The organism is Natronoglycomyces albus, from assembly GCF_016925535.1.
In the GTDB taxonomy this organism is placed as follows: domain Bacteria; phylum Actinomycetota; class Actinomycetes; order Mycobacteriales; family Micromonosporaceae; genus Natronoglycomyces; species Natronoglycomyces albus.
The window spans coordinates 1,167,309-1,187,322 of sequence record NZ_CP070496.1 but is presented as its reverse complement, the minus strand read 5'-3'; the positions used below and the strand labels follow the sequence as shown (position 1 = coordinate 1,187,322).

Genomic DNA, 20,014 nt, shown 5'->3' with positions numbered 1-20,014 from the left:
GATCGGGCCGGCATCGCTAGTCGCGCAGGTCGGCGAGGACCAGCCCCGCGCGGGCCTTAGGCACAAACCACGTGGACTTACGGGGCATCTTCAGCCGCTGCACATTCACATCGATGAAGTCTTCGACGGTGACCGGGCTAATGAGGATGGCCAGGTCGGCTTTGCCGTCGTCTACCTGCTGTGCGAGCCATTCCGGTTCGTAGTCACCCCCGACATAGGTGATGCGCTTGTCTCCTGGGTCAAACCCGAGCAGACCAAAGACCTCTTTTTCGACCTGCGTGTGGTCCAAGCGGTCCACCACTGATCCCTCTGCGGCCGGGAATGACAACTTCCACGTGCGGCCACCGCCATAGACGATGACCGTTCCGCCAGCCTCGGGTGTGAAGGGCACACCGTCGATCTGTTCGACCTCCACCCCGCACTGAGACAGCTGCACCATCAATTGCGCAGCCGAGCCGGGCAGCCCGGCGACCAGCCGGTGATAGGGCCGAATCGTGACCGACTGCGCTGTGGTGACAACCGCGAGGAACGAGTCCAGCTTTCCCACCTGCGCGGCGAGCGAACGGTGGTTACCGTCGGCGACGATAAGATCGCCCGCCGAGGCCAATTCGCACAGTTCCTTGGCCACAGGCGCCTCGGTGACAGCCCAGATTTCGTGGGTCCGTCCGGCTTCGTCGATATCGGCCACGACGGGTTTGCCCGCGGATTCGATGTAGCGAGCCAGGGCCTCATGCAGGTCCTGGCCAGTCCCCGATTGCAGCAAGAGCACCGGTGAAAGTAGGTGCCGCAATTGTTGGTTGAGCTGATTGCGCTGCTCGACCTTTTCAACGAAGACGTCTTCGTTGCGGATCACGCGCCCCGGCTCGGAGGCGGTGGAAGATATCTCGCCGGTGTCGACGAAGCAATACATTCCGTAGGCGGTGGGTTCAACCCCACCAGAAATGCGGTAGGCCACGACCACGGAATCGAAGTCTGTGAAACGCCCTGCCTGTTGCAAGGCGGTCAGTCGCTGGGCGGCGGCGGGCAATGCGGCCTCGAAATCGAGGCCCGCTGCTACCGCTTCGGGGGTGTGGGCGGGCATTTCCACCGCCAACACGCTCGTTGGGTTGTCCGCGATGATACGGGTGATGTCGGATTCATCGGGAAATTCGTCATAGTTTTTCGCGCCGGTGGAGCCCGTGGAGAGCCACGCCTTACGGATCGGATGCACTGCAGTCACATCCAGCAGGGTATTCGAGTCACTTAGCGCACCCTCACCAGGCATTAGCCAAACCACCATGTGACACACTCAAGTTCGCATCAGACCCCGGTGCGCGATACATCCAGTGCTCCCGTATGTGCCAATGAGAAAAGGAGGGGCAGCGTGGCCGCCACCCATATCCTCAGTCAAAGTGACGCCCAAAGGCGCTCCGAACTGCTGACAGTCGATTCCTACAAAGTCGAACTCGACCTCACCGACCACAAAGAGTCCCCAACCTTCGACTCCACCACGACGGTGGCATTCACCAGCTCCGAAACCGGGGCCGACACGTTTATCGAGATCGCCGCCGAAGAAATCGTCTCGGCGACTCTCAACGGACAAGCAGTCGACACCACCGGCTACACGTCCAAGGAAGGCCTCAAGCTCTCCGGCCTAGCCCCGAGCAATGAGCTGATCGTCCAGGCCAAATGCGCCTACTCGACCTCCGGTCAAGGCCTACACCGCATGAGCGACCCCGTCGATGGCGAGACCTACCTGTACACGCAGTTCGAGGTCTCCGACGCCCAGCAGGTGTTCGCCTGTTTCGACCAGCCGGACCTCAAAGCCACCTTCGCGCTGACCGTGCGCTCCCCCCAACACTGGCGCAACATTTCCAACATGCCGGTGGCCACCGAGGACATCGACGGTGACGTCAAGACCACTGTCTTCGAGCCGACGCCGCGCATGTCCACCTACATCGCCGCCTTGTGCGCTGGCCCCTACCACGAGGTCCGCGAAACTCACGACGGCATCGACCTGGGTCTTTACTGCCGCGAGTCCGAAAAGGCCAGCCTCGACCCCGAGGGCGTCTTCGAAATCACCCGCCAGGGATTCGATTTCTTCCACGAAGCCTTCGGCGTGCGCTACCCGCTGCCAAAGTATGACCAGATCTTCGCGCCCGAATACAACTTCGGTGCCATGGAGAACTTCGGTTGCATCACCATCGCCGAATCGGCGTTCCTGTTCCGTGGCCAAGTCACCGACTTCGAGCTCGAACAACGCGCCAACGTGATCCTGCACGAGATGGCCCACATGTGGTTCGGTGACCTGGTCACCATGCACTGGTGGGACGACCTGTGGCTCAACGAGTCCTTCGCCGAGTGGGCCGCACACTGGTCCAACGCCGAGGCCACCCGTTTCAAGGGCGCCTGGACGACCTTCCTGTCGGCCCGCAAGAACTGGGGCTATCGCCAAGACCAGCTGCCCACCACTCACCCGGTGTACACCGACATGCCCGACACGGCTGCGGTGGCCACCAACTTCGACGGCATCACCTATGCCAAGGGCGCCTCGATCCTCAAGCAGCTGGTCGCCTACGTGGGCATCGAGCCCTTCAAGAACGGCCTGACCGCCTACTTCAAACAGCACCAGTTCGGCAACGCCGCGTTCTCCGACCTGTTGACGAAGCTCGAAGAGGCCTGTGGCAAGCCCTTGGGCGAGTTCGCCGACACCTGGTTGAAGACCGCCGGAGTCTCCACCCTGCGTCCGGCGATCGAAGTCGACGCGGAAGGCAAGTACTCCAAGTTCTCCGTCATGCAAGAGACCTCGCCGGATTACCCGACCCTGCGCACCCACCGCATCGCCATCGGCCTGTACGACCTTGACGGGGATCGCCTGGTACGGCGCCGTCGCATCGAAGTCGATGTCGCTGGCGAACGCACTGAGGTGCCCGAGCTCAACGGCATCGTGCAACCAGATCTCCTGCTGCTCAACGACGACGACCTCACCTACTGCAAGTTGCGCCTTGACGAGCGTTCCCTGGGAACGGCCATCGAGCACGTCTCGAAGTTCACCGAGTCGCTGCCGCGGGCCCTGGTCTGGGCCGCCGCGTGGGACATGCTGCGTGACGCCGAACTACCCGCGCGCGACTTCGTACGTCTGGCGGTGTCGGGGCTGCCTTCGGAGACCGACATCAACATCACCACCGTCGCCCACCGCCAGGTCATGGCCGCCCTGGCCTATGCCGACCCGGCCGTGCGTAATCAGCTGCGGGCAGACTGGGCCACCGCCGCCCGCGAGGCTCTAGCCAAAACCACCCCTGGTGGCGACCTACAGCGTGCCTGGGCGAAGACCTACGCTTCGGCGGCCATCGCCGAGGACGACATCGCGGTACTGAAGAGCTGGCTGGATGGCAACAGCCTGCCACAAGGTCTCACGGTCGACACCGACTTGCGCTGGCACCTGGTGACGTCCCTGGCCGCTGGCGGCCATGCCGATGAGGCCCTCATTGACGCGGAGTTGGAAAACGACAACACCGCCGAAGGCCTCCGGCTGAGCACCATCGCCCGTACCGCCCTGCCCACCGCAGAGGCAAAGGCGAAGGCATGGAGTCGCCTGATCGAGGAGGAGGGCCTTCCCAACTACGCCCGCCGCTCCATCATGGTCGGCTTCGCGCCGCTGGACCAAGAAGACCTGGTCCGGCCCTACCTGTCGAAGTTCTTGGAAGCGGTGCCGAAGCTGTGGGAGACGCTGGACCCACAGCAGGCGGTGGAGTTCACCAAGATGGGCTTCCCGACCAACCTCATCGAAGATGAGACGCTGCGCCTAGTGGATGAGTGGCTCGCCGCCGAAGAGCGCCCCAGCTCGATGGCACGCGGAGTCTCCGAAGGCCGCGCTGATGTCGAAAGGGCGCTGGCCGGACGGGAACTGGACCGCAAGGCCAGCTAATAGACCGTCTTCAAAGCGCCGTTCGATGAGAACGATTCATGCGCGGGGGAGCTTGCCTCGGTAGCGAGGCAAGCTCCCCCGCTTTGTGATCTCCGGTGGTGGAAACGACGCTCTTGTCATCGCAAGCACGCCCCTCCTAATATCGGTTTGCGCCCCCATGAGGCCTTTGCGAAAGTGCGGTTTCAATGCCGCAGGAGGCGAAGATTGCGCCCCTAAACGAGCCGACGAGAACGCCGAAGGCGCCTTTTGTGTAGGCCGCTATGATTTTTGACCTGCCTGGAGGCCCGGTGTCCCTGTTCCTTCCCATCCTCGCCCTTAGCCTCACCCAGGTCCTGTTTTGCGCGATAACCCTTGTCGCTGTGATGTATCGGTTCTCCGACTCCGCCGCCCGGTCACTGGCCAACACCATTGTCAGGTCGTTGGCGGTCATGGTGGTCGTGGCGCTCGGATCGCTCATTCTGTGGCGCTGGTGGGCCAATTGGTTCGCGCAGTTGGGTATCGACAGCTCTGGACCGCTGGCCGCGACGATCATTGTGGCGGCCATTGTCGGCGGCAGCGCATGCGGTCGCGACACAGGCCTTCTCAGCGGTGTACCGCTGGGCTTGGCACCGGTGGTCAGTACCGCCTTTGGGATCGCTGCGGGAGTGACCTTGGTGGAATTGGCCGATCGCGGCCATTCCATCGAACAGTGGTACCTCGTGGTCATGGCCGCTTGTTTGCTTCCCATGTTCCTGCCCAAGCCCAGTGGCCGCCCTCGGGGAGTATCCGGTCCCAAGGGGCTGGCTCGATTGGTGGAGTCGCTCACCTTCGACCTCATCCACCAATACCGAGGGGCAGTGGTCGACATAGACGTCCCCGGATGGACGGTCCGGGACTTCCAGATCGATGATTCCTTTCTTGGCGTCACGTTCGAAGGGCCTTGGGAGTCACGCCACATTGTCGTCCCCACCCAGTTGCGATGTGACCAACGGTGGGAACCGGTGGCGGTCGAGGGACGTTCACGTCTGCGCCAATTCGATGTCCCGGCCGTACAGGGACCAGGCGTCCTATCGACATATGATCCCGGTGCCAATCTGGAGTCACTCGAAATCCGCGTTGACGACTCCACTCGGATGGCGATTGGTCAGCTAAGCGCCGATATGCCTGCATGGGAGGACTTCGTGAAGCGGCTGCGCATCGTGGAACCACTGCAGTTCCTACGGCGGCATGCCCGAGCCGAATCCGATCGCCAGCGGCCCGAAGTCGAAGGAGTCGCCGACGGCGACATCTCAGTTTCCTATTACGACAGTTTGCGAGGGCCCGACCTCGTATAGGGGCCAAGGCGGCGGCAAACGGTCCCGTTGAGGGTGCGAGGGTGGAGTGGCTAAACGCCAGTGGTCTCCTAGACTTGACAGCGTTGAGCGCACCGCTGTAGTTCACTATGCAATTTCGGAGGCCCTTCCATGTCGGTTATCGTGCCGATCCTTGCCGTCAGTGCTATACAAACGTTGACTTTGGGTCTCTTTCTTCCGCTGTTGATGATGGGACCGCTCATCGCCGGAGGTCGGCCGTCTCAACGTCAGCTGATGACCGCCGCCGCTTTGTTCATACCGACGCTCTTTATCGGTTCGGGCCTCTTGCTGTGGTGGGCAGTCTCGTGGCTCAGCGCGGCGGGCGCCCCAGGCCCGGGCTGGACTGCCACGGCCCTGATCTTCTCGGTCATCATCGGCCTGCTCGCCCCCATCGCCACCCCTGGTCCTCCCGGCTCGATGCCGTTCTACTTGCGGCCAACGTTTGGGCTGTTGTTTGGGCTCCTAGCCGGGGTGGCAATGGTGGAGTTGCAAGAGGCCGGGCTCGCGCCCATCTTGGCCGCGTTCGTGCTGGTTGGCTTGCTGGCCATCGCCCTGCTGCTGGCCCGTCTTATCGCCGTGCCGCTAACAGTGCGGCACCTGGCCAAACGCGTTCACAAGTTTGTCTCGCGCTTCGAAGGCCAACTGGTCGATGTGGATGCCGAGGGCTGGACGGTGAAGCAGCTCAACGGCAATCCCTCAGCACTGCAAATGGTCTTCCAAGGCCCAATGAACGGACGGCAACTCGCCGTGGTGATACAAGTGCGCCGAGACATGGATTGGGTGCCCAAGGCGCAGGGCAATGACGCGGTCGTATTCGAATTGGCGCAAGGCTTCGCCGGTCGCGGCCCCATCGAAGCGGTGCTGGCCCAACAGCGCGTAGGCAGCCCCGCGACGCTGACATTCCGCATACCCAACACCACGATCATCTCGATACGAGAAGTCTCGCCGGATTCAATTCCGTGGGGGCAATTCGTCGGCATGTTGCGCCCCGTCGAAGCGGAGGAATTCTTGAACCGTCACGGTGACCCGGGCGGCTCCGCTCAGCCACCGTCATCTTCGGGAGCGTCGTCTCCGGCGGCTGGTGGACCGTCTACATCAGAGAATGACCCACGTACGATCGAGGGAGAGGCCACCGACGTTGACGATTCCCCCAACGGCAGTTCCTCGAACGGCACCTCCCCTAGCGATAACGGCGGTACATGAATACCCTGTTTCTGGCAATACTGTTCCTCGTCCTTGCCCTTGTCTTCATTGTTGGCCTTCACCTTTACCTGTGGTTGCGTCTGGTACGAGACACCACAAACAAGCGCACCTGGCCCAGGCGACTAGGTACCACCGGCACCATCGTCTTGCCACTGGTGACCATAGCGGCGATGACGACCCCACAGTTGAGTTATCCGTTCTGGATCAAGCAATTGGTGGCCCTGCCTGGATACCTCTGGATGCCGCTGTGTCTGTACCTGGTGCTGGTGCTGCTGGTCATCGAGCCGGTGCGCTGGTGGCTACTGCGGCAAGTCTCACGCGACGAAATGGCGCATGCCACTGTTATGGCGGCCCTGGCGGGGAAGGACTCCCCCACTAGCCAGCCGAACAGTCACGAAGACGCCGACTCCTCAACTGCCGCCTTCCCACGCGGGCGCACTCGCCGCGAGATCATCTCGCGTTCACTGGCTCTGGGAGCAGGGGTCGCCGCGGTGTCCACGGTCGGATATGGCACATGGGAGGCCCTGCGCACCCCTCGGATGCTCCACGTCGAGGTGACCGTGCCGAAGCTTCCGGAGGCCGCGGACGGTTACCGACTCGCCATCGTCAGCGACTTGCACATTTCCGCAGTGCGCGGCCGAAGGCAATGTCAACGTATCGTCGAAGCCGTCAATGGGGCTGAAGCCGACGCGATCACCATCCTGGGCGACATCGTTGACGGCACTGTGGCGGAGCTGGCGACAGCGGCCGAACCGCTAGCGGAGCTGACCGCCCCCGACGGAGTGTTCTTCGTCACGGGAAACCACGAATACTATGTCGGAGCCGATCCCTGGGTCGAACATTTGCGAGGCCTTGGCTTGACACCGCTGGAAAACGAGCGGGTTGAGCTAACTGGCTTCGACCTAGCTGGCATCAATGACGTCGCCGCCGATTCTCAAGGTCAACCCGGCGACGAGGGACCAGACTTCGCAGCGGCCTTGGCCGACCGCGAACCTAACCGCGCCGTAGTTCTCATGTCGCATCAACCCATCGTCATCGACGAGGCGCAAGAGTGGGACGTGGACTTGCTACTGGCTGGCCATACCCACGGCGGACAGATATGGCCCTTCACCTATGTGGCCGACCTGGCAAACCCCACATTGGCCGGTCTCGAAGCCCACGGTGACACTCAGCTGTACGTCACCCGTGGCGCTGGCACGTGGGGCCCGCCGGTGCGAGTGGGTGCCCCGTCGGACATCACAGTTGTGACGCTACGCAGCGAATGACGCGGGCCGGGGCCAGCCTCCGACGTGGCTGGGCCGAGGCTCGGGATTCCCCCTCTCAGTGAAGCTTGCGCACCCGCGCACATTCAAAGCCGAAGGAGACGACGTTTAAGTTCCTAAACGAGCCGACGAGATCCCCGAAAGTGTCTTCGCATCAACCTCAGTCATTCCCAGCCAGACGGGAACCGACTTCGAGATGCTGTCCTGGCACGACATGGACACTTCGCCACCCCTACTTAGTCGACATAAGAGTGCGGACCCAAGCAGTTGCTTGGGTCCGCACTCTTAACACCACTAAAGACTAGTTGTGAGCGGCTTGCTCTCCCAACATACGAAGGCCGGTGACGATTCCTTCAGCAAGGTTTCCGGCGCCGAATGACGCCTCCATCGAAAAGACCGCTAGCGAGACTTGCCGGTCCGGCACTCGCTCCCGCGCGGCCTTACCCGTGACGACCTCAAGCTGCCGCTGCTGGGGTGAGATGGCGATGAGGATCGAGTGATCGGGGTCTTCTAGCTGGTCGTGCATCGCCTCGGCGGCCCCGCGCACAGGATCGTGCAATGGTCCGACGTAGACGCTGAACTTCAGCCCACGGCCGTTAGCGTCCGCGGCGGTCAGCGCCTGGTCGATACGCAGCAGTTCCTTGACTTCGAACGGTCCGTCGGTGACGTCGGGTTCGGCCTGGGTGGCCGTCGAGTTACCAGCTGCCATGCGCGCCTCCCTTCGGGCTGGGGCTGACGTCGCGCGAGGACTTCTCGACGCTGCCAGCGGATTCTAGCTGTGGGGGTTCGGTCGCTGAGGTCAGTTCCGCGGCGGCGGCGATGCTGACGCCTTCCGGCCGGGCCACAAACCACACCGGCGGGTAGTTATAGGGACGCCCGGGGCGGTAGCTCTGCTGTTTGCGGGGACTACGCATATAGATCAGCGCATACACCACAACAGTGACGCCGACAGGCACGCCGATGAGGATCAGCGCCTCTTGCAAGGCCGTCATGTGTCGTTCCTTCGTTCCTTTGAACAGGGCAAAGATTCAAGCATCACCCTAGTCTAATTGCCTGACTCACAATGCCACAGGTCGCGACAGACCTAGGAGGCCGAACAAACCTCGCCCGACAGACATGGGAAGATTTCTCAGGCACTCCAAGAGCTGCCGCGACCAGTGACGTGGTTCGCCCACGGGCAGCCGGAAGGGCATTGCTTGATCAAGGGGCACGGCCTCGGGCAAGGCTCAGGCGGCCATGACCTGTCGGGATGAACCGGGCAGCCAGACTTCCCAGCGCGGGTCGGTATGGCGATGAATGCTCAAACCTCGCAGCTGCCAGCTGGAGGGGACAGTGGGTGTACGGTTCAGGGTCCATCCCAGATCAGCCAAGGACCGGTCACTCTTGCGATGGTTGCAGTTGGCACACGCCGCGACAACGTTGTCCCAGGTGTGAGTGCCGCCCCGGCTCCGGGGGACGACGTGATCGATCGTCTCGGCTTTGCCACCGCAATAGACGCAGGCATTGTTATCGCGGATGAACACTCCGCGCCGATTGGGATTGGACGACACCTGACGAGGGATGCGGATGTAGCGGTTGAGACGCACGACCGCTGGGGTGCGGATGTGAGTGGTGGTACTGCGCAAGTAGCCGTCGCCGTGTTCGACGGTTTCGGCTTTCTTGCTCAACAACAGCACCGCTGCTCGTTTGACCGAGACGATGCATAGAGGTTCGTAACTTTGGTTCAGCACCAAGGCTGAGAGGGAAATGGGGATCTTTCCGTTTGCACGCTGCGGTGGGGCAGGCTCCGATCTACCAGGGCCGTCCCCTGAGCTTCTACGACGATTCACAGTCGTACACCTCCAAGCGGTCGGTGTTCACAAGTTTGACTTATATCTCATGAAAATGCACGCGAGTTCTCGTCAGTATCCAGAATTGTTCGTGTAACTGACGTCTGTCAATTACCTGTGTGGAAAGTAGGAACCCTTGTGACGGCTGTAGCCAACGAAGCGGCCACACCCTGCGACAACGGGCCAGGAATGTGCTCACTGCTATGGGACATCACCGGAAACGAGACCTTGTCTCGGATGGGTGGGCAGGTTGTCTCGCACGCTTTTAACGTCATATTGATCGTCGTGGCGTTGCTGGTAGTGCGGATGATCATCAATCGGGCCATCAACAAAGTGGTCATGGGCGTGACAAACGCCAAACGCCGCAAGTTCCTCAGTTCGCTGCAGATGCGCGACGAAACACGCGCCAAGATCATTGGAGATCGCCGCAAGCAACGCGCCGACACCTTGACGCGGATACTGCGCTATGCCAACTCGATCTTCATCTTCACGATCATGTTCATCCTGTTGCTGGGCGAGTTCGGAATCAATTTGGCGCCGTTCTTGGCCAGCGCGGGCATCGTCGGGCTGGCGCTGGGCTTTGGGGCGCAAAACCTCGTGCGCGACTATCTCAGCGGCATCTGCATCCTCCTGGAAGACCAGTACGGGGTGGGTGACTGGGTGGATGTCGGCCCGGTGTCGGGCAGCGTGGAGGATATGGGTTTGCGCGTGACGACGCTGCGCGACATGAGTGGCGCGATCTGGTATGTCCCCAACGGGGAGATCATCCGGGTAGGAAACTCCTCGCAAAGCTGGGCGGAGATACTGCTGGACATCCCGCTCCCACCGGACACGGATGTGGAGGAGGCCTCGGCGGCCATCTTGCGCGCGGCCGAGGCCGTCGCGCAGGATGATGAGTGGAAGAGCTCCATTGTTGGCCCACCCGCCATCATGGGCGTGGCCCAGATGTCGATCGACGTCTTGTCGATTCGGGTCGGTCTCCAAAGCACCTCGGAGCAACAGTGGGCGGTTCAGCGCGAGTTGCGGCGGCGAATTTCGGTGGAACTGCGGGCGGCTGGCCTTTCGGAGAAAATGGGGAATAACCGGGTGTTCGTGCCGCGTAGCACGCAGGAGCCACAATAGGCCCTCTATGGCGATCTGTGTCACATTTTCTCTGTGGTTTGCGCTGGCAGCGGGTGATTTCAGTCGCTTTGAGCTGTGACTCGCGTCCGCCAGGGTTCCTTCTGGCCTTATGGGTTGGCACGATGGATAGATGGCCAGCTCTAAAGAGACCAACACTGTTACTGCTGACTCCGGGGCTCCTGTCCCGTTGCGCCCAGTTCAACAGTTCGCCTCGGCGCAAGCGACGCAGGCCCCCACGGAGAACTTCTATGAAGCCGTTGGGGGCTCGGAGACGTTTCGACGTCTAACTGAGGCGTTCTATGAAGGGGTGGCACAGGACCCGGTAATTCGACCGATGTATCCCGAGGAAGATTTGGGACCGGCTGCTGAGCGCTTGCAACTGTTCTTGGAACAGTATTGGGGCGGTCCACGTACCTATTCACAGGAGCGTGGACATCCCCGCCTGCGTATGCGACACGCCCCGTATGTGATTGGGGCAGCCGAACGCGACGCTTGGCTAAAGCACATGCGTCACGCCATGGACGTGGTCGAGCTTTCCCCCGAACACGACCGGATCATGTGGGACTACATGGTCCGCGCGGCAAACTTCATGGTTAATTCGTCAGAATTAACCATGAAGTAGCTAACCCAGCATGGTTAACTCTCTGACCTGGGCCACCAACCCAGCCCAACCAACCCAACCAACTACCAGCACCACCGGTTAACCCGTCAGAATTAACCATGAAGTAGCTAACCCAGCATGGTTAACTGCCTGACCCGGGCCACCAACCCAGCCCAACCAACCCAACCAACTACCAGCACCAGCACCAGCACCAGCACCACCGGTTAACCCGTCAGCGAGCGTTGTTAGTCGCTTCCTGTGGGCAGAGTCGAGCTGCGAGCAGTGGTACGCGGTGCCGATAGCACAGCGGTCGTCCTTAATTGAAGACTAGTGCCCGGTTTTCACTAACCAACGAATTCGAGAACTGAATCCACAAGCGGTTCTTGAGAACTAATCATTGACAGGGTTTATACAAAAACTCGGCGTAATCTCGCAATGAGATTACGCCGAGTTATTATTAAGCTACTTAAAGTAGTGAACCTTCTCCGTGTAGCCAATCAACATAACTACCAGCAATGGCGGTTCCGCAGTCGATGAGTTCTTCGAGCAGGTTGTCGGCAATTCCAGGTCGCACTGGGAGTTGCAATTCCCCATAGACGGGGAAGTTACCGGTATCGGTCAAGTCCCCCAGGTATGCCTTGAGGAAACGACGGGAGCGGTTCCATTCGTTCATTGCCGCATAGCCACGGTCGGCCCACTCCGGAGGAACGGTCTGATAGGCACGGGCACGGATGACGAGGATGTCCCGGTGAGGGCCTTCGCAGCGCAGTTGCACCACGTGGCGCTCCCACAGGGCGATGAGGCCACCGTCTTCGTCGGTCAGGTAGCGAATCTTCAAGCGACGCAGCACGTGCGCGAGGCGCTCTTCAGTCAGGTCCGCGGATTTGTCACTGGGGCGGGCGTTCCGGGCAAGTTCTTGCAGGTCAGAGACGAACTGAGGGTCAATCTCCTCCAGGTCACGCTTGATAAGCTGCCAGCGCTGGGCCTCATCAATCGCTTCGAGGTCAGCCTCCCTGGGCTCGGGAATAGGGCTGGGCTGGACACCACGAGCATCTTCCCAATCTTGATGAGTACCGAGCTCTTCCATTGCCTCTGCGGCAGTGGAATAACCCTCGGTAGCTTCCTGTTCACTTAGGTCAGCGTTGCGCTTATTTTTGCGCCACCAAGCCATAGTATTGTTCGCCTCCCCACGACGCGTGGACACATGGCACTGTTACGTTACGTCTTGTAGTTGAGTTTGCGCTAGGGCACGACCCACAACTCACCCTTGTCAGGCTGCAAAACTGGCCGAACGTATGAGACTGCGGTTACACCTATTGGTTCGTGCTCTGTCGCGGGGGTGACTCACAACAAACGCAATGCGGTATCTGGTTGCCAAACGGTTCCATGAGTGGATTCCAAACCAATCCGACGGCCGGATAGTTTCACTCGTACTTCATCGTCTCCTATGAAACCCATGCGTGCGGCCGCAATGGCCAAACGTAGCTGGACTTTGTATTCCATTTCACGGTGGTGGATTGTCAGCGCCTCGTGGTCCAGCAGCGCGTCGCGTAGTCGCCGGTCACCCACCGATCCACCCCTGCGGGCTTCCAGGGTTTCTCGTGCCTGTTCCACCAGCTGGGTGATCGCGGGGGCGGGGATACGCTCCAGGAGGATGCCGGTCGAGTTCGGGAGCGCGGCACGCCATTGGCTGTCATGGCGCTGCTGTGGCCAGGTGTCAGCGACCGCGAGGTCGGCCGCGCGAAACGTCGCGTCAGCGTCGATCTGAGCCCTTGCCACTCGCTGGGCAAGTACTTTCAAGGGCAGCACGGCCCACAGGTGTACGAATCCAGGTGTGGGGGTCGATTCCACCCCCGCGCCGGTATCGCTTCGCTCTGCCACCGGTGGTTTTTGGGTCGATTCGACGGCGGGTTGCACCCGCACGAGCGTGTCGGGCCCCAGGCGAGCGGCCCGCGCCGCGAAGAACGCGACGTCGGACCAGCCAGCCTGAGCCTGCCCATGGCGCGCAGCGGCCCTATTGGTATCCGAATTCCCCGGCGTCGAATCAATCATCTTGCCACTTGTGCAGGAAGTCCAGTTCCTGCGGCGACAGGCGGCGTGACTTCTCGGCCTTTACGTCGAAGGGCACCATGATCGTCTTGGCCCGGGCGGCTAGTTTCCCGTCCGCCATGACTTCGTAGGCGAGGGTGAACGATGCACCGCCGATGCGGTCCACCCACAGCTGCACCTCCACCTTTTGCGTGTAGTGCACCGGCAAGAGGTAGTCGATCTCGTGGCGGGCCACGACGATGCCAGCGGCGAAGGAGTCGATTCCCTCGTCAACGGCCGCGTTGAACATGATGCCGACGCGGGCTTCCTCCAATACCGTCAGGTATCGGCAGTTGTTGACGTGCCCGAAGGCATCCATGTCCGACCATCGCAACGCGACAGGCGTGATGAAGCGAGCCATGTGGAGTTTCCTGAACTAGTCGCGGGTGAGTTTGCGGTGTACGACGGCGTGCGGTTTGGCCGCGTCGGGGCCCAGACGGTCGATCTTGTTCTCTTCGTAGGAGTCGAAGTTTCCTTCGAACCAGAACCACGACGGGTTGTCGATGTCGTTGCCTTCCCAGGCGAGCATGTGCGTGGCGACCTTGTCGAGGAATGCCCGGTCGTGGGAGATGACCACGGCACAGCCGGGGAACTCCAGGAGGGCGTTTTCCAGGCTCGACAGGGTCTCAACGTCAAGGTCGTTGGTCGGCTCGTCGAGCAGCAGCACGTTGCCGCCCTGTTTGAGCGTGAGCGCCAGGTTGAGACGGTTGCGTTCTCCACCGGAGAGCACCTTAGTTGGTTTCTGCTGGTCTGGGCCTTTAAAGCCGAATGCCGCGACATAGGCTCGGGAGGGCATCTCCACGTTGCCGACCATGATGTAGTCAAGTCCGTCGGAAACGGTTTCCCACACGCTTTTGTCGCCTTCCAGACCTTCGCGGCTCTGGTCGACGTAGGAGAGTTTGACGGTATTGCCGATTTTCACGTTGCCGGAGTCTGGTTTCTCCAGGCCGACGATGGTTTTGAACAGGGTCGTCTTACCGACCCCGTTGGGGCCGATGATGCCGACGATGCCGTTGCGAGGAAGCGAGAAACTCAAGCCATTGATGAGATCGCGTCCGTCAAAGCCCTTGTGCAGGTCCTCGACTTCGATGACGCTGCTGCCCAGGCGGGGGCCTGGCGGAATCTGAATTTCCTCGAAGTCCAGTTTCCGGGTTTTCTCGGCCTCGGCGGCCATTTCCTCGTAGCGCCCCAGACGAGCTTTCGATTTTGTCTGCCGACCCTTGGCGTTGGAGCGTACCCACTCCAGTTCGTCTTGCAGGCGCTTGCGCAGTTTGGCGTCTTTGCGGCCCTCGACGGCCATCCGCTCGGCTTTCTTCTCCAGGTAGGTGGAGTAGTTGCCTTCGTAGGGGTAGCAGCGGCCACGGTCGAGCTCCAGGATCCACGTGGCGACGTGGTCGAGGAAGTACCGGTCGTGTGTGATGGCGATGACGGTGCCCTCGTACTTGGCTAGGTGCTGCTCCAACCACTGCACGCTCTCCGCGTCGAGGTGGTTGGTGGGCTCGTCGAGCAGCAATAGGTCAGGCGCTTCGAGCAACAGCTTGCACAGGGCCACACGGCGGCGTTCACCACCGGAGAGGTAGTCGACGACTTCGTCCCCGGGCGGGCAGCGCAGTGCGTCCATGGCCTGTTCCAGGCGGCTGTCCAGTTCCCAAGCCTCAGCGGCGTCGAGTTCTTCTTGCAGCTTGCCCATTTCGGTCATGAGCTCGTCGGTGTAGTCAGTCGCCATCTCTTCGGCAATGGCCTCAAAGCGGGCGAGTTTTGCCCGCAGCGGAGCCACGGCCTCTTGGATGTTTTCCAGGACTGTTTTGCCTTCGGTCAGCGGCGGCTCTTGAGCCAGCATGCCGACGGTGTAGCCGTCCATGAGGCGGGCTTCACCGTTGGTGACGTGGTCGATGCCGGCCATGATCCGCAGGAGGCTGGATTTACCAGCGCCGTTGGGACCAACAACACCGATCTTGGCTCCTGGGAGGAAGTGCAAGGTCACGTCATTGAGAATCACCTTGTCGCCGTGCGCTTTGCGCGCCTTATCCAAGGTGTATATGAACTGCGCCACAATAATCCTTTGCGCTAAGAAAGTCTCTTTAGTCAACCAGGGCTAATTCTGTCAAGAGGGGGCCGAATCGTCACAGGCACCCCATCGGCGGTGCCAAGGACACCACCCTCGCCATGACGGCGCGCCATCGACGTTTACACACATGGATGCGGCTATGACCTGCACACATGTCGTGGCGACGCTCGCGTGAGCGCGCCGGAGTCCGTCGAGACCGGCTCCGCGCCGTGTTCCAGCCTACTGCAGGGAAACTCCCAGAGACTGAGCTCGTCACATGTACGTAACGCCACCATCTCAAATCTGGCAGTAGTCTAGAAGGTCAACCACCCAATATAGGAGGACTCGGTGAGTAACCAAAAAGCGTCTTTTTTGGTCGTGGCCAACCGTCTACCTGTCGACTCCGTGACCGACGCGGACGGCAACCGGCATTGGCGGCGCTCCCCGGGAGGACTCGTCACCGCGCTGCACCCCGTCTTGCAGGCGGAAAAAGGCACCTGGGTCGGCTGGGCGGGCAACGCCGGGCCTGCCCCGGAGGCCTTCGACTTGGAGGGCGTGCGTCTTCATCCGGTCTCCATTAGCCAAGCCGAAGTGCAAAGGTACTACGAAGGATTCTCGAACGCATCGCTGTGGCCGCTGTATCACGACGCGGTCGAGACACGCACGTTCCGGCGCAGCTGGTGGGCTGCGTACGAGGAGGTCAATCAGCGATTCGCCACGATTGCCGCCGAGGAGGCGGCTCAAAACGCGGTGGTGTGGGTGCAGGACTATCAGCTCCAGCTCGTGCCCGCCATGCTGCGCCAAATGCGCCCTGACCTGCGGATCGGATTCTTTCTGCACATCCCTTTTCCGCCAGTGGAGCTGTTCATGCAGATGCCGCAGCGCGTCCAAATCCTCAAGGGCCTGCTGGGGGCGGATCTGGTGGGCTTTCAGCGCCCTTTCGCGGCCCAGAACTTCCTGCGCCTGACCAAACACCTGTTGGGACTGCAACCGCGCGGACACTACGTCGCCGTCGACGACGACCTGGCCGACGAGAGGCTAGTGCGGGCGGAATCCTTCCCCATCTCGATCGACACGGCTACCAACGAGAGCATCGCCGCTGAGCCGGAGGTGATCAAACGGGCGGAGGAGATTCGCAACGAGCTGGGCGACCCGCGTACTATCATTCTCGGCGTCGATCGCCTCGATTACACCAAAGGCATCGAGCTGCGGCTCAAAGCGTTCCGGGAGCTATTGGAGGACGGAGAGTTGTCCGTTCCCGACACCGTGATGGTGCAGGTGGCCACCCCGAGCCGGGAGCGCGTTGAGCACTACATGAAACTGCGTAATAAAGTTGAGCTCGAAGTGGGCCGCATTAACGGAGATTTCGGGCAAGTCGGTGGACCAGCCGTTCATTACCTGCATCAATCCTATGATCGTCGCGAACTCACGGCCCTGTATCGAGCCGCCGATATCATGGCCGTCACCCCGATGCGCGACGGCATGAACCTGGTCGCGAAGGAATATGTATCCAGTCGCCTGGATAATACGGGGGCACTACTGCTTTCGGAATTCGCCGGTGCCGCTGGGGAGCTTCACCAGGCTTACCAGGTCAATCCCCACGATATGGCGGCTTTGAAACAGGGTTTTCTTGAAGCGATGCACGCCTCCGATACCGATAAGATCAAACGGATGCGCGCGATGAGGCGCCACGTCCGCAAGCACGATGTTCAACGATGGGCGCGGCGATTCCTTAGCGCATTGGGTGTACCCGAACAGCAAGCCTTATCCAGGCAATGTCTGGGCCAGAGAGCGGAGGGGACGTTCACGACCGTGAACGAGCCGACATAAACGCAGCACATGTACGCCTGAACAACGAAGCTCAGTGTGCTGAGCTGTAACCGCGCGTCGAGGTCTCATAAATACCTGACGGGCGCGACAAATAAGAGAACTCACTAACCAGCGTTGGAGTCCGCTGATGACCTCACCGACACGGCCGTCCCGTGCCTTCGATGACGAGCTGCGCGAAGCGCTCACCAAGTTGGCACGTGTGCCGCAGCTGCTAATCGCCTGCGACTACGACGGCACTCTTGCCCCCATCGTCACCGATCCCTCCCAGGCGAAACCGATTCCCGAGTCTGTCTCGGCCCTGCGAACCCTGGCCAACCTGCCGCAAACCAAAGTCTCTGTCATATCCGGGCGTGCCCTGCGCGACCTGGCCGCACTCTCCCGCCTGCCCTCCGAAGTGCATCTAGTCGGATCGCATGGATCCGAATTCGACGTCGACTTCACCCGCGCGCTGTCGGCTGAAGATCAGAGCCGCCGAGACAAACTGGTCGCCGAACTTAAGGCGATCGCCGAACGATTCGACGGAACCAAAGTCGAGTCCAAGCCCGCCGGAGCCGCGCTACACACCCGCACCGCGTCCGGGCAGGACGCAGCCGAGGCAATATCGGCGGTGCGCCACGGCCCCGCCTCGTGGGACGGGGTTCAAGTCACCGCTGGCAAGTCCGTCATCGACCTGTCCGTGGTCGCCACGCATAAGGGCGACGCGCTGGACCAACTGCGGCACCAGCTTGGTGCCTCAGCGGTGTTGTTCATCGGCGACGACGTCACGGACGAAAACGCGTTCGCGCACCTGACCGGCCCCGACATCGGTGTCAAAGTCGGTGACGGACAGACCAAGGCCAACTTCACCATCGAGGACCCCGAAGCGGTCGCCCGGCTCCTAGCGGACCTGGTGGAAATTCGCCAATCGTGGCTCAAGGGCGAGGACGCGCAACTCATCGAACGCCACTCGATGCTGGCGGACGGTTCCAACACAGCGTTGGTCTCACCGGATGCGAAAATAACCTGGATGTGCCACCCGCGCCCGGACTCCGGCGCGGTCTTCGCCGACTTGCTCGGTGGCACGCCCGCCGGTCACTTCACCGTGCAGCCGGTCAGCCAAGGCATCCCGCTGGGTCAGCGTTACCGGCCCGGCACTATGACCGTGGAGACGCGCTGGGCGGGCCTCACGGTCACCGACTGGCTCGACTCCACGCCTCGTCGCAAGGGCGACCTGAACGCGACTGTGCTCGTGCGCGAAATTAGCGGGCACACAACCGCCAAGATCACCTTCGCTCCGCGCCCCGAATTCGGGCAGATCTCGGTGCAACTGCAACCGGTGGGAGACAACGGGCTCAAAATTCTCGGGGCCAACGAGCCCATGACGCTGTGTTCGCCTGGGGTGGACTGGACGATTGAGACCGATGGCCAACACGCCACCGCCACCGCCGAGGTCGACCTGACCGAGCACGGCGAATCGCTCATTCTAGAACTGCTGTGCGGTGTGGACGACTTCTCCCCCGTCGACGCAAATGTGGGGGTGCGCCGCCGCACCACTGAGGCGCACTGGCGCAACTGGGCCGATTCCCTCAAACTTCCCGCGATCGAGCCGGAGATGATCGAACGCTCCGCCCTTGCGTTGCGGGGCCTGTGTTACCAACCCACCGGAGCCTTCCTCGCCGCCGCCACCACCTCGTTGCCCGAGGAACTGGGCGGCGTACGCAACTGGGACTACCGCTTCTGCTGGGTCCGTGACGCGGCCATGACGGCAAAGGCACTGGTCGACCTCGGTTCACTGCGGGAGGCCGAAGGATTCTTCGAGTGGATGGCCGGCATTATCGACCGTACCGCTGGTCACCCCGAGCGACTGGCACCCCTGTACGACATCGAGGGCCATCACGCGGGACCAGAGGCCATCATCGACACCTTGCCCGGCTATGCCGGGTCACGTCCCGTCCGCGTGTCCAACGCCGCCAACAAACAAGTACAGCTAGACGTGTTCGGCCCCGTAGCCGACCTGGTTGTGGCCGTGGCCGAGCGCCGAGGACACGTCACCGAGTTTGAGGAAACCATCCTCTCCTCGATGGTCGAGGCGGTCGAGAGGCGCTGGCACGAACCCGACCACGGCATTTGGGAGGCCCGGCAGGCCCCCCGCCACCACGTCTTCTCCAAGGTGATGTGTTGGTTGACCGTCGATAGGGCTCTGTATGTGTCGGAGCATTACGGCATGGAGTCCAAGCCCGGTTGGGACAAGCTGCGCGAGAACATCGCCAACAACATCCTCGAACTGGGGTTCAACGAGACCGTGGGGGCCTACACCGCCGCGTACGGAGACGACGACCTCGACGCGGCCTCACTGTGGGTCGGTCTCTCGGGCCTCGTACCCCCGGATGACCCGCGCTATTTGCAAACTGTGCTCGCCATCGAAGCTGGGCTGCGTTCCGGGCCGACCGTTTACCGCTACCACCGTGACGACGGGCTTCCCGGCGGCGAAGGGGGCTTCGTGCTGTGTGCGGCGTGGCTGGCCGAGGCCTACGTGCAGGTCGGGCGCCGCGCCGACGCCGAAGAGCTCTTCGATCAGATTCTGGCTTGTGCGGGACCGACTGGCCTTTTGGCCGAGCAGTGGGATCCGGTCGCCGAGCACGGGCTGGGCAATCACCCGCAGGCATACTCGCACCTCGGTCTTATCCGGGTGGCGTTGCTGTTGGACAAGCTGGGTAAACGCTAGTTTCGTTTGGTTTGGCCATGGGTGTATGGCCTGGGTTTACCCTCGCTAGGTTAAATATCTACCTAAATATGCTGCTCAACCGTCAGTGGC

At 61.5% G+C, this 20,014-nt stretch carries 16 protein-coding genes; 8 read left to right on the top strand and 8 right to left on the bottom strand.

The genetic code is table 11. The annotated features are described in order from the left end of the window. Window positions 1-16 precede the first annotated feature (16 nt). Window positions 17-1,219, bottom strand: coding sequence for a DUF1015 family protein (locus JQS30_RS05050; RefSeq protein ID WP_213172286.1), 1,203 nt, complete (start codon window positions 1,217-1,219; stop codon window positions 17-19). 144 nt (window positions 1,220-1,363) lie between these two features. On the opposite strand from JQS30_RS05050, the gene pepN reads away from it, so the two are divergent. The 4 genes from pepN (at window position 1,364) to JQS30_RS05030 (ending at window position 7,706) form a co-directional block, all read left to right on the top strand. Then, a complete protein-coding gene (gene pepN / locus JQS30_RS05045) occupies window positions 1,364-3,907 on the top strand; it encodes an aminopeptidase N (RefSeq protein WP_213172285.1) in 2,544 nt (847 codons plus the stop codon). A gap of 287 nt (window positions 3,908-4,194) precedes the next feature. Then, window positions 4,195-5,220: a hypothetical protein gene (locus JQS30_RS05040; protein WP_213172284.1), complete on the top strand. Its 1,026-nt coding sequence runs from the start codon at window positions 4,195-4,197 to the stop codon at window positions 5,218-5,220. A 129-nt stretch (window positions 5,221-5,349) separates the two neighbouring features. Next, a complete protein-coding gene (locus tag JQS30_RS05035; protein ID WP_213172283.1) occupies window positions 5,350-6,441 on the top strand; it encodes a hypothetical protein in 1,092 nt (363 codons plus the stop codon). Next, on the top strand, window positions 6,438-7,706 hold the full coding sequence (locus JQS30_RS05030) for a metallophosphoesterase (RefSeq protein WP_213172282.1): 1,269 nt from the start codon (window positions 6,438-6,440) through the stop codon (window positions 7,704-7,706). Before JQS30_RS05035 ends, JQS30_RS05030 begins: the two co-directional genes overlap by 4 nt. Window positions 7,707-8,004: 298 nt before the next feature. On the opposite strand, the gene JQS30_RS05025 is transcribed toward JQS30_RS05030, so the two are convergent. The 3 genes from JQS30_RS05025 to JQS30_RS05015 all read right to left on the bottom strand — a co-directional run bounded on the left by JQS30_RS05025 (window position 8,005) and on the right by JQS30_RS05015 (window position 9,457). Next, window positions 8,005-8,412, bottom strand: a complete 408-nt coding sequence (locus tag JQS30_RS05025) for a DUF5130 family protein (protein ID WP_213172281.1) — start codon at window positions 8,410-8,412, stop codon at window positions 8,005-8,007. Further along, the gene (gene ctaJ, locus JQS30_RS05020; protein ID WP_213172280.1) at window positions 8,399-8,695 is read right to left on the bottom strand and encodes an aa3-type cytochrome oxidase subunit CtaJ; all 297 of its coding nucleotides are present in this window, start codon (window positions 8,693-8,695) and stop codon (window positions 8,399-8,401) included. Before ctaJ ends, JQS30_RS05025 begins: the two co-directional genes overlap by 14 nt. A 234-nt stretch (window positions 8,696-8,929) precedes the next feature. Continuing rightward, window positions 8,930-9,457 carry an HNH endonuclease gene (locus tag JQS30_RS05015; RefSeq protein ID WP_213172971.1) on the bottom strand — a complete coding sequence of 176 codons (528 nt, stop codon included), beginning with the start codon at window positions 9,455-9,457 and terminating at the stop codon, window positions 8,930-8,932. 213 nt (window positions 9,458-9,670) lie between these two features. Between JQS30_RS05015 and JQS30_RS05010 the strand changes: the two genes are divergently transcribed. Both JQS30_RS05010 and JQS30_RS05005 read left to right on the top strand, forming a co-directional pair. Beyond that, window positions 9,671-10,654 carry a mechanosensitive ion channel family protein gene (locus JQS30_RS05010; RefSeq protein ID WP_213172279.1) on the top strand — a complete coding sequence of 328 codons (984 nt, stop codon included), beginning with the start codon at window positions 9,671-9,673 and terminating at the stop codon, window positions 10,652-10,654. Between the two features lie 130 nt (window positions 10,655-10,784). Further along, window positions 10,785-11,276 carry a globin gene (locus JQS30_RS05005; RefSeq protein WP_213172278.1) on the top strand — a complete coding sequence of 164 codons (492 nt, stop codon included), beginning with the start codon at window positions 10,785-10,787 and terminating at the stop codon, window positions 11,274-11,276. Window positions 11,277-11,721: 445 nt separating this feature from the next. Here JQS30_RS05005 and JQS30_RS05000 read toward each other — a convergent pair whose 3' ends face one another. The 4 genes from JQS30_RS05000 to ettA all read right to left on the bottom strand — a co-directional run bounded on the left by JQS30_RS05000 (window position 11,722) and on the right by ettA (window position 15,396). After that, window positions 11,722-12,426, bottom strand: a complete 705-nt coding sequence (locus tag JQS30_RS05000; RefSeq protein ID WP_213172277.1) for a type III secretion system chaperone family protein — start codon at window positions 12,424-12,426, stop codon at window positions 11,722-11,724. 173 nt (window positions 12,427-12,599) lie between these two features. Continuing rightward, a complete protein-coding gene (locus JQS30_RS04995; protein WP_213172276.1) occupies window positions 12,600-13,307 on the bottom strand; it encodes a DUF8185 domain-containing protein in 708 nt (235 codons plus the stop codon). Continuing rightward, the gene (locus tag JQS30_RS04990; RefSeq protein ID WP_213172275.1) at window positions 13,300-13,704 is read right to left on the bottom strand and encodes an acyl-CoA thioesterase; all 405 of its coding nucleotides are present in this window, start codon (window positions 13,702-13,704) and stop codon (window positions 13,300-13,302) included. The genes JQS30_RS04995 and JQS30_RS04990 overlap by 8 nt, the downstream gene beginning before the upstream one ends. A 15-nt stretch (window positions 13,705-13,719) precedes the next feature. Further along, window positions 13,720-15,396 (bottom strand): energy-dependent translational throttle protein EttA, encoded by a 1,677-nt coding sequence (gene ettA / locus JQS30_RS04985; protein WP_213172274.1) that lies wholly within the window; start codon window positions 15,394-15,396, stop codon window positions 13,720-13,722. Between the two features lie 342 nt (window positions 15,397-15,738). Between ettA and JQS30_RS04980 the strand changes: the two genes are divergently transcribed. Then, window positions 15,739-17,220: an alpha,alpha-trehalose-phosphate synthase (UDP-forming) gene (locus JQS30_RS04980; RefSeq protein ID WP_213172273.1), complete on the top strand. Its 1,482-nt coding sequence runs from the start codon at window positions 15,739-15,741 to the stop codon at window positions 17,218-17,220. A 127-nt stretch (window positions 17,221-17,347) separates the two neighbouring features. Further along, a complete protein-coding gene (otsB, locus tag JQS30_RS04975; RefSeq protein ID WP_213172272.1) occupies window positions 17,348-19,924 on the top strand; it encodes a trehalose-phosphatase in 2,577 nt (858 codons plus the stop codon). Window positions 19,925-20,014 lie beyond the last annotated feature (90 nt).

Coding starts and splice junctions, on each gene's coding strand:
- JQS30_RS05000 (WP_213172277.1), bottom strand. CDS start 12,426: ATGGCTTGGTGGCGCAAAAATAAGCGCAACGCTGACCTAAGTGAACAG.
- JQS30_RS05030 (WP_213172282.1), top strand. CDS start 6,438: ATGAATACCCTGTTTCTGGCAATACTGTTCCTCGTCCTTGCCCTTGTC.
- ctaJ (WP_213172280.1), bottom strand. CDS start 8,695: ATGACGGCCTTGCAAGAGGCGCTGATCCTCATCGGCGTGCCTGTCGGC.
- JQS30_RS04995 (WP_213172276.1), bottom strand. CDS start 13,307: ATGATTGATTCGACGCCGGGGAATTCGGATACCAATAGGGCCGCTGCG.
- JQS30_RS05005 (WP_213172278.1), top strand. CDS start 10,785: ATGGCCAGCTCTAAAGAGACCAACACTGTTACTGCTGACTCCGGGGCT.
- JQS30_RS05035 (WP_213172283.1), top strand. CDS start 5,350: ATGTCGGTTATCGTGCCGATCCTTGCCGTCAGTGCTATACAAACGTTG.
- JQS30_RS05025 (WP_213172281.1), bottom strand. CDS start 8,412: ATGGCAGCTGGTAACTCGACGGCCACCCAGGCCGAACCCGACGTCACC.
- otsB (WP_213172272.1), top strand. CDS start 17,348: ATGACCTCACCGACACGGCCGTCCCGTGCCTTCGATGACGAGCTGCGC.
- JQS30_RS04990 (WP_213172275.1), bottom strand. CDS start 13,704: ATGGCTCGCTTCATCACGCCTGTCGCGTTGCGATGGTCGGACATGGAT.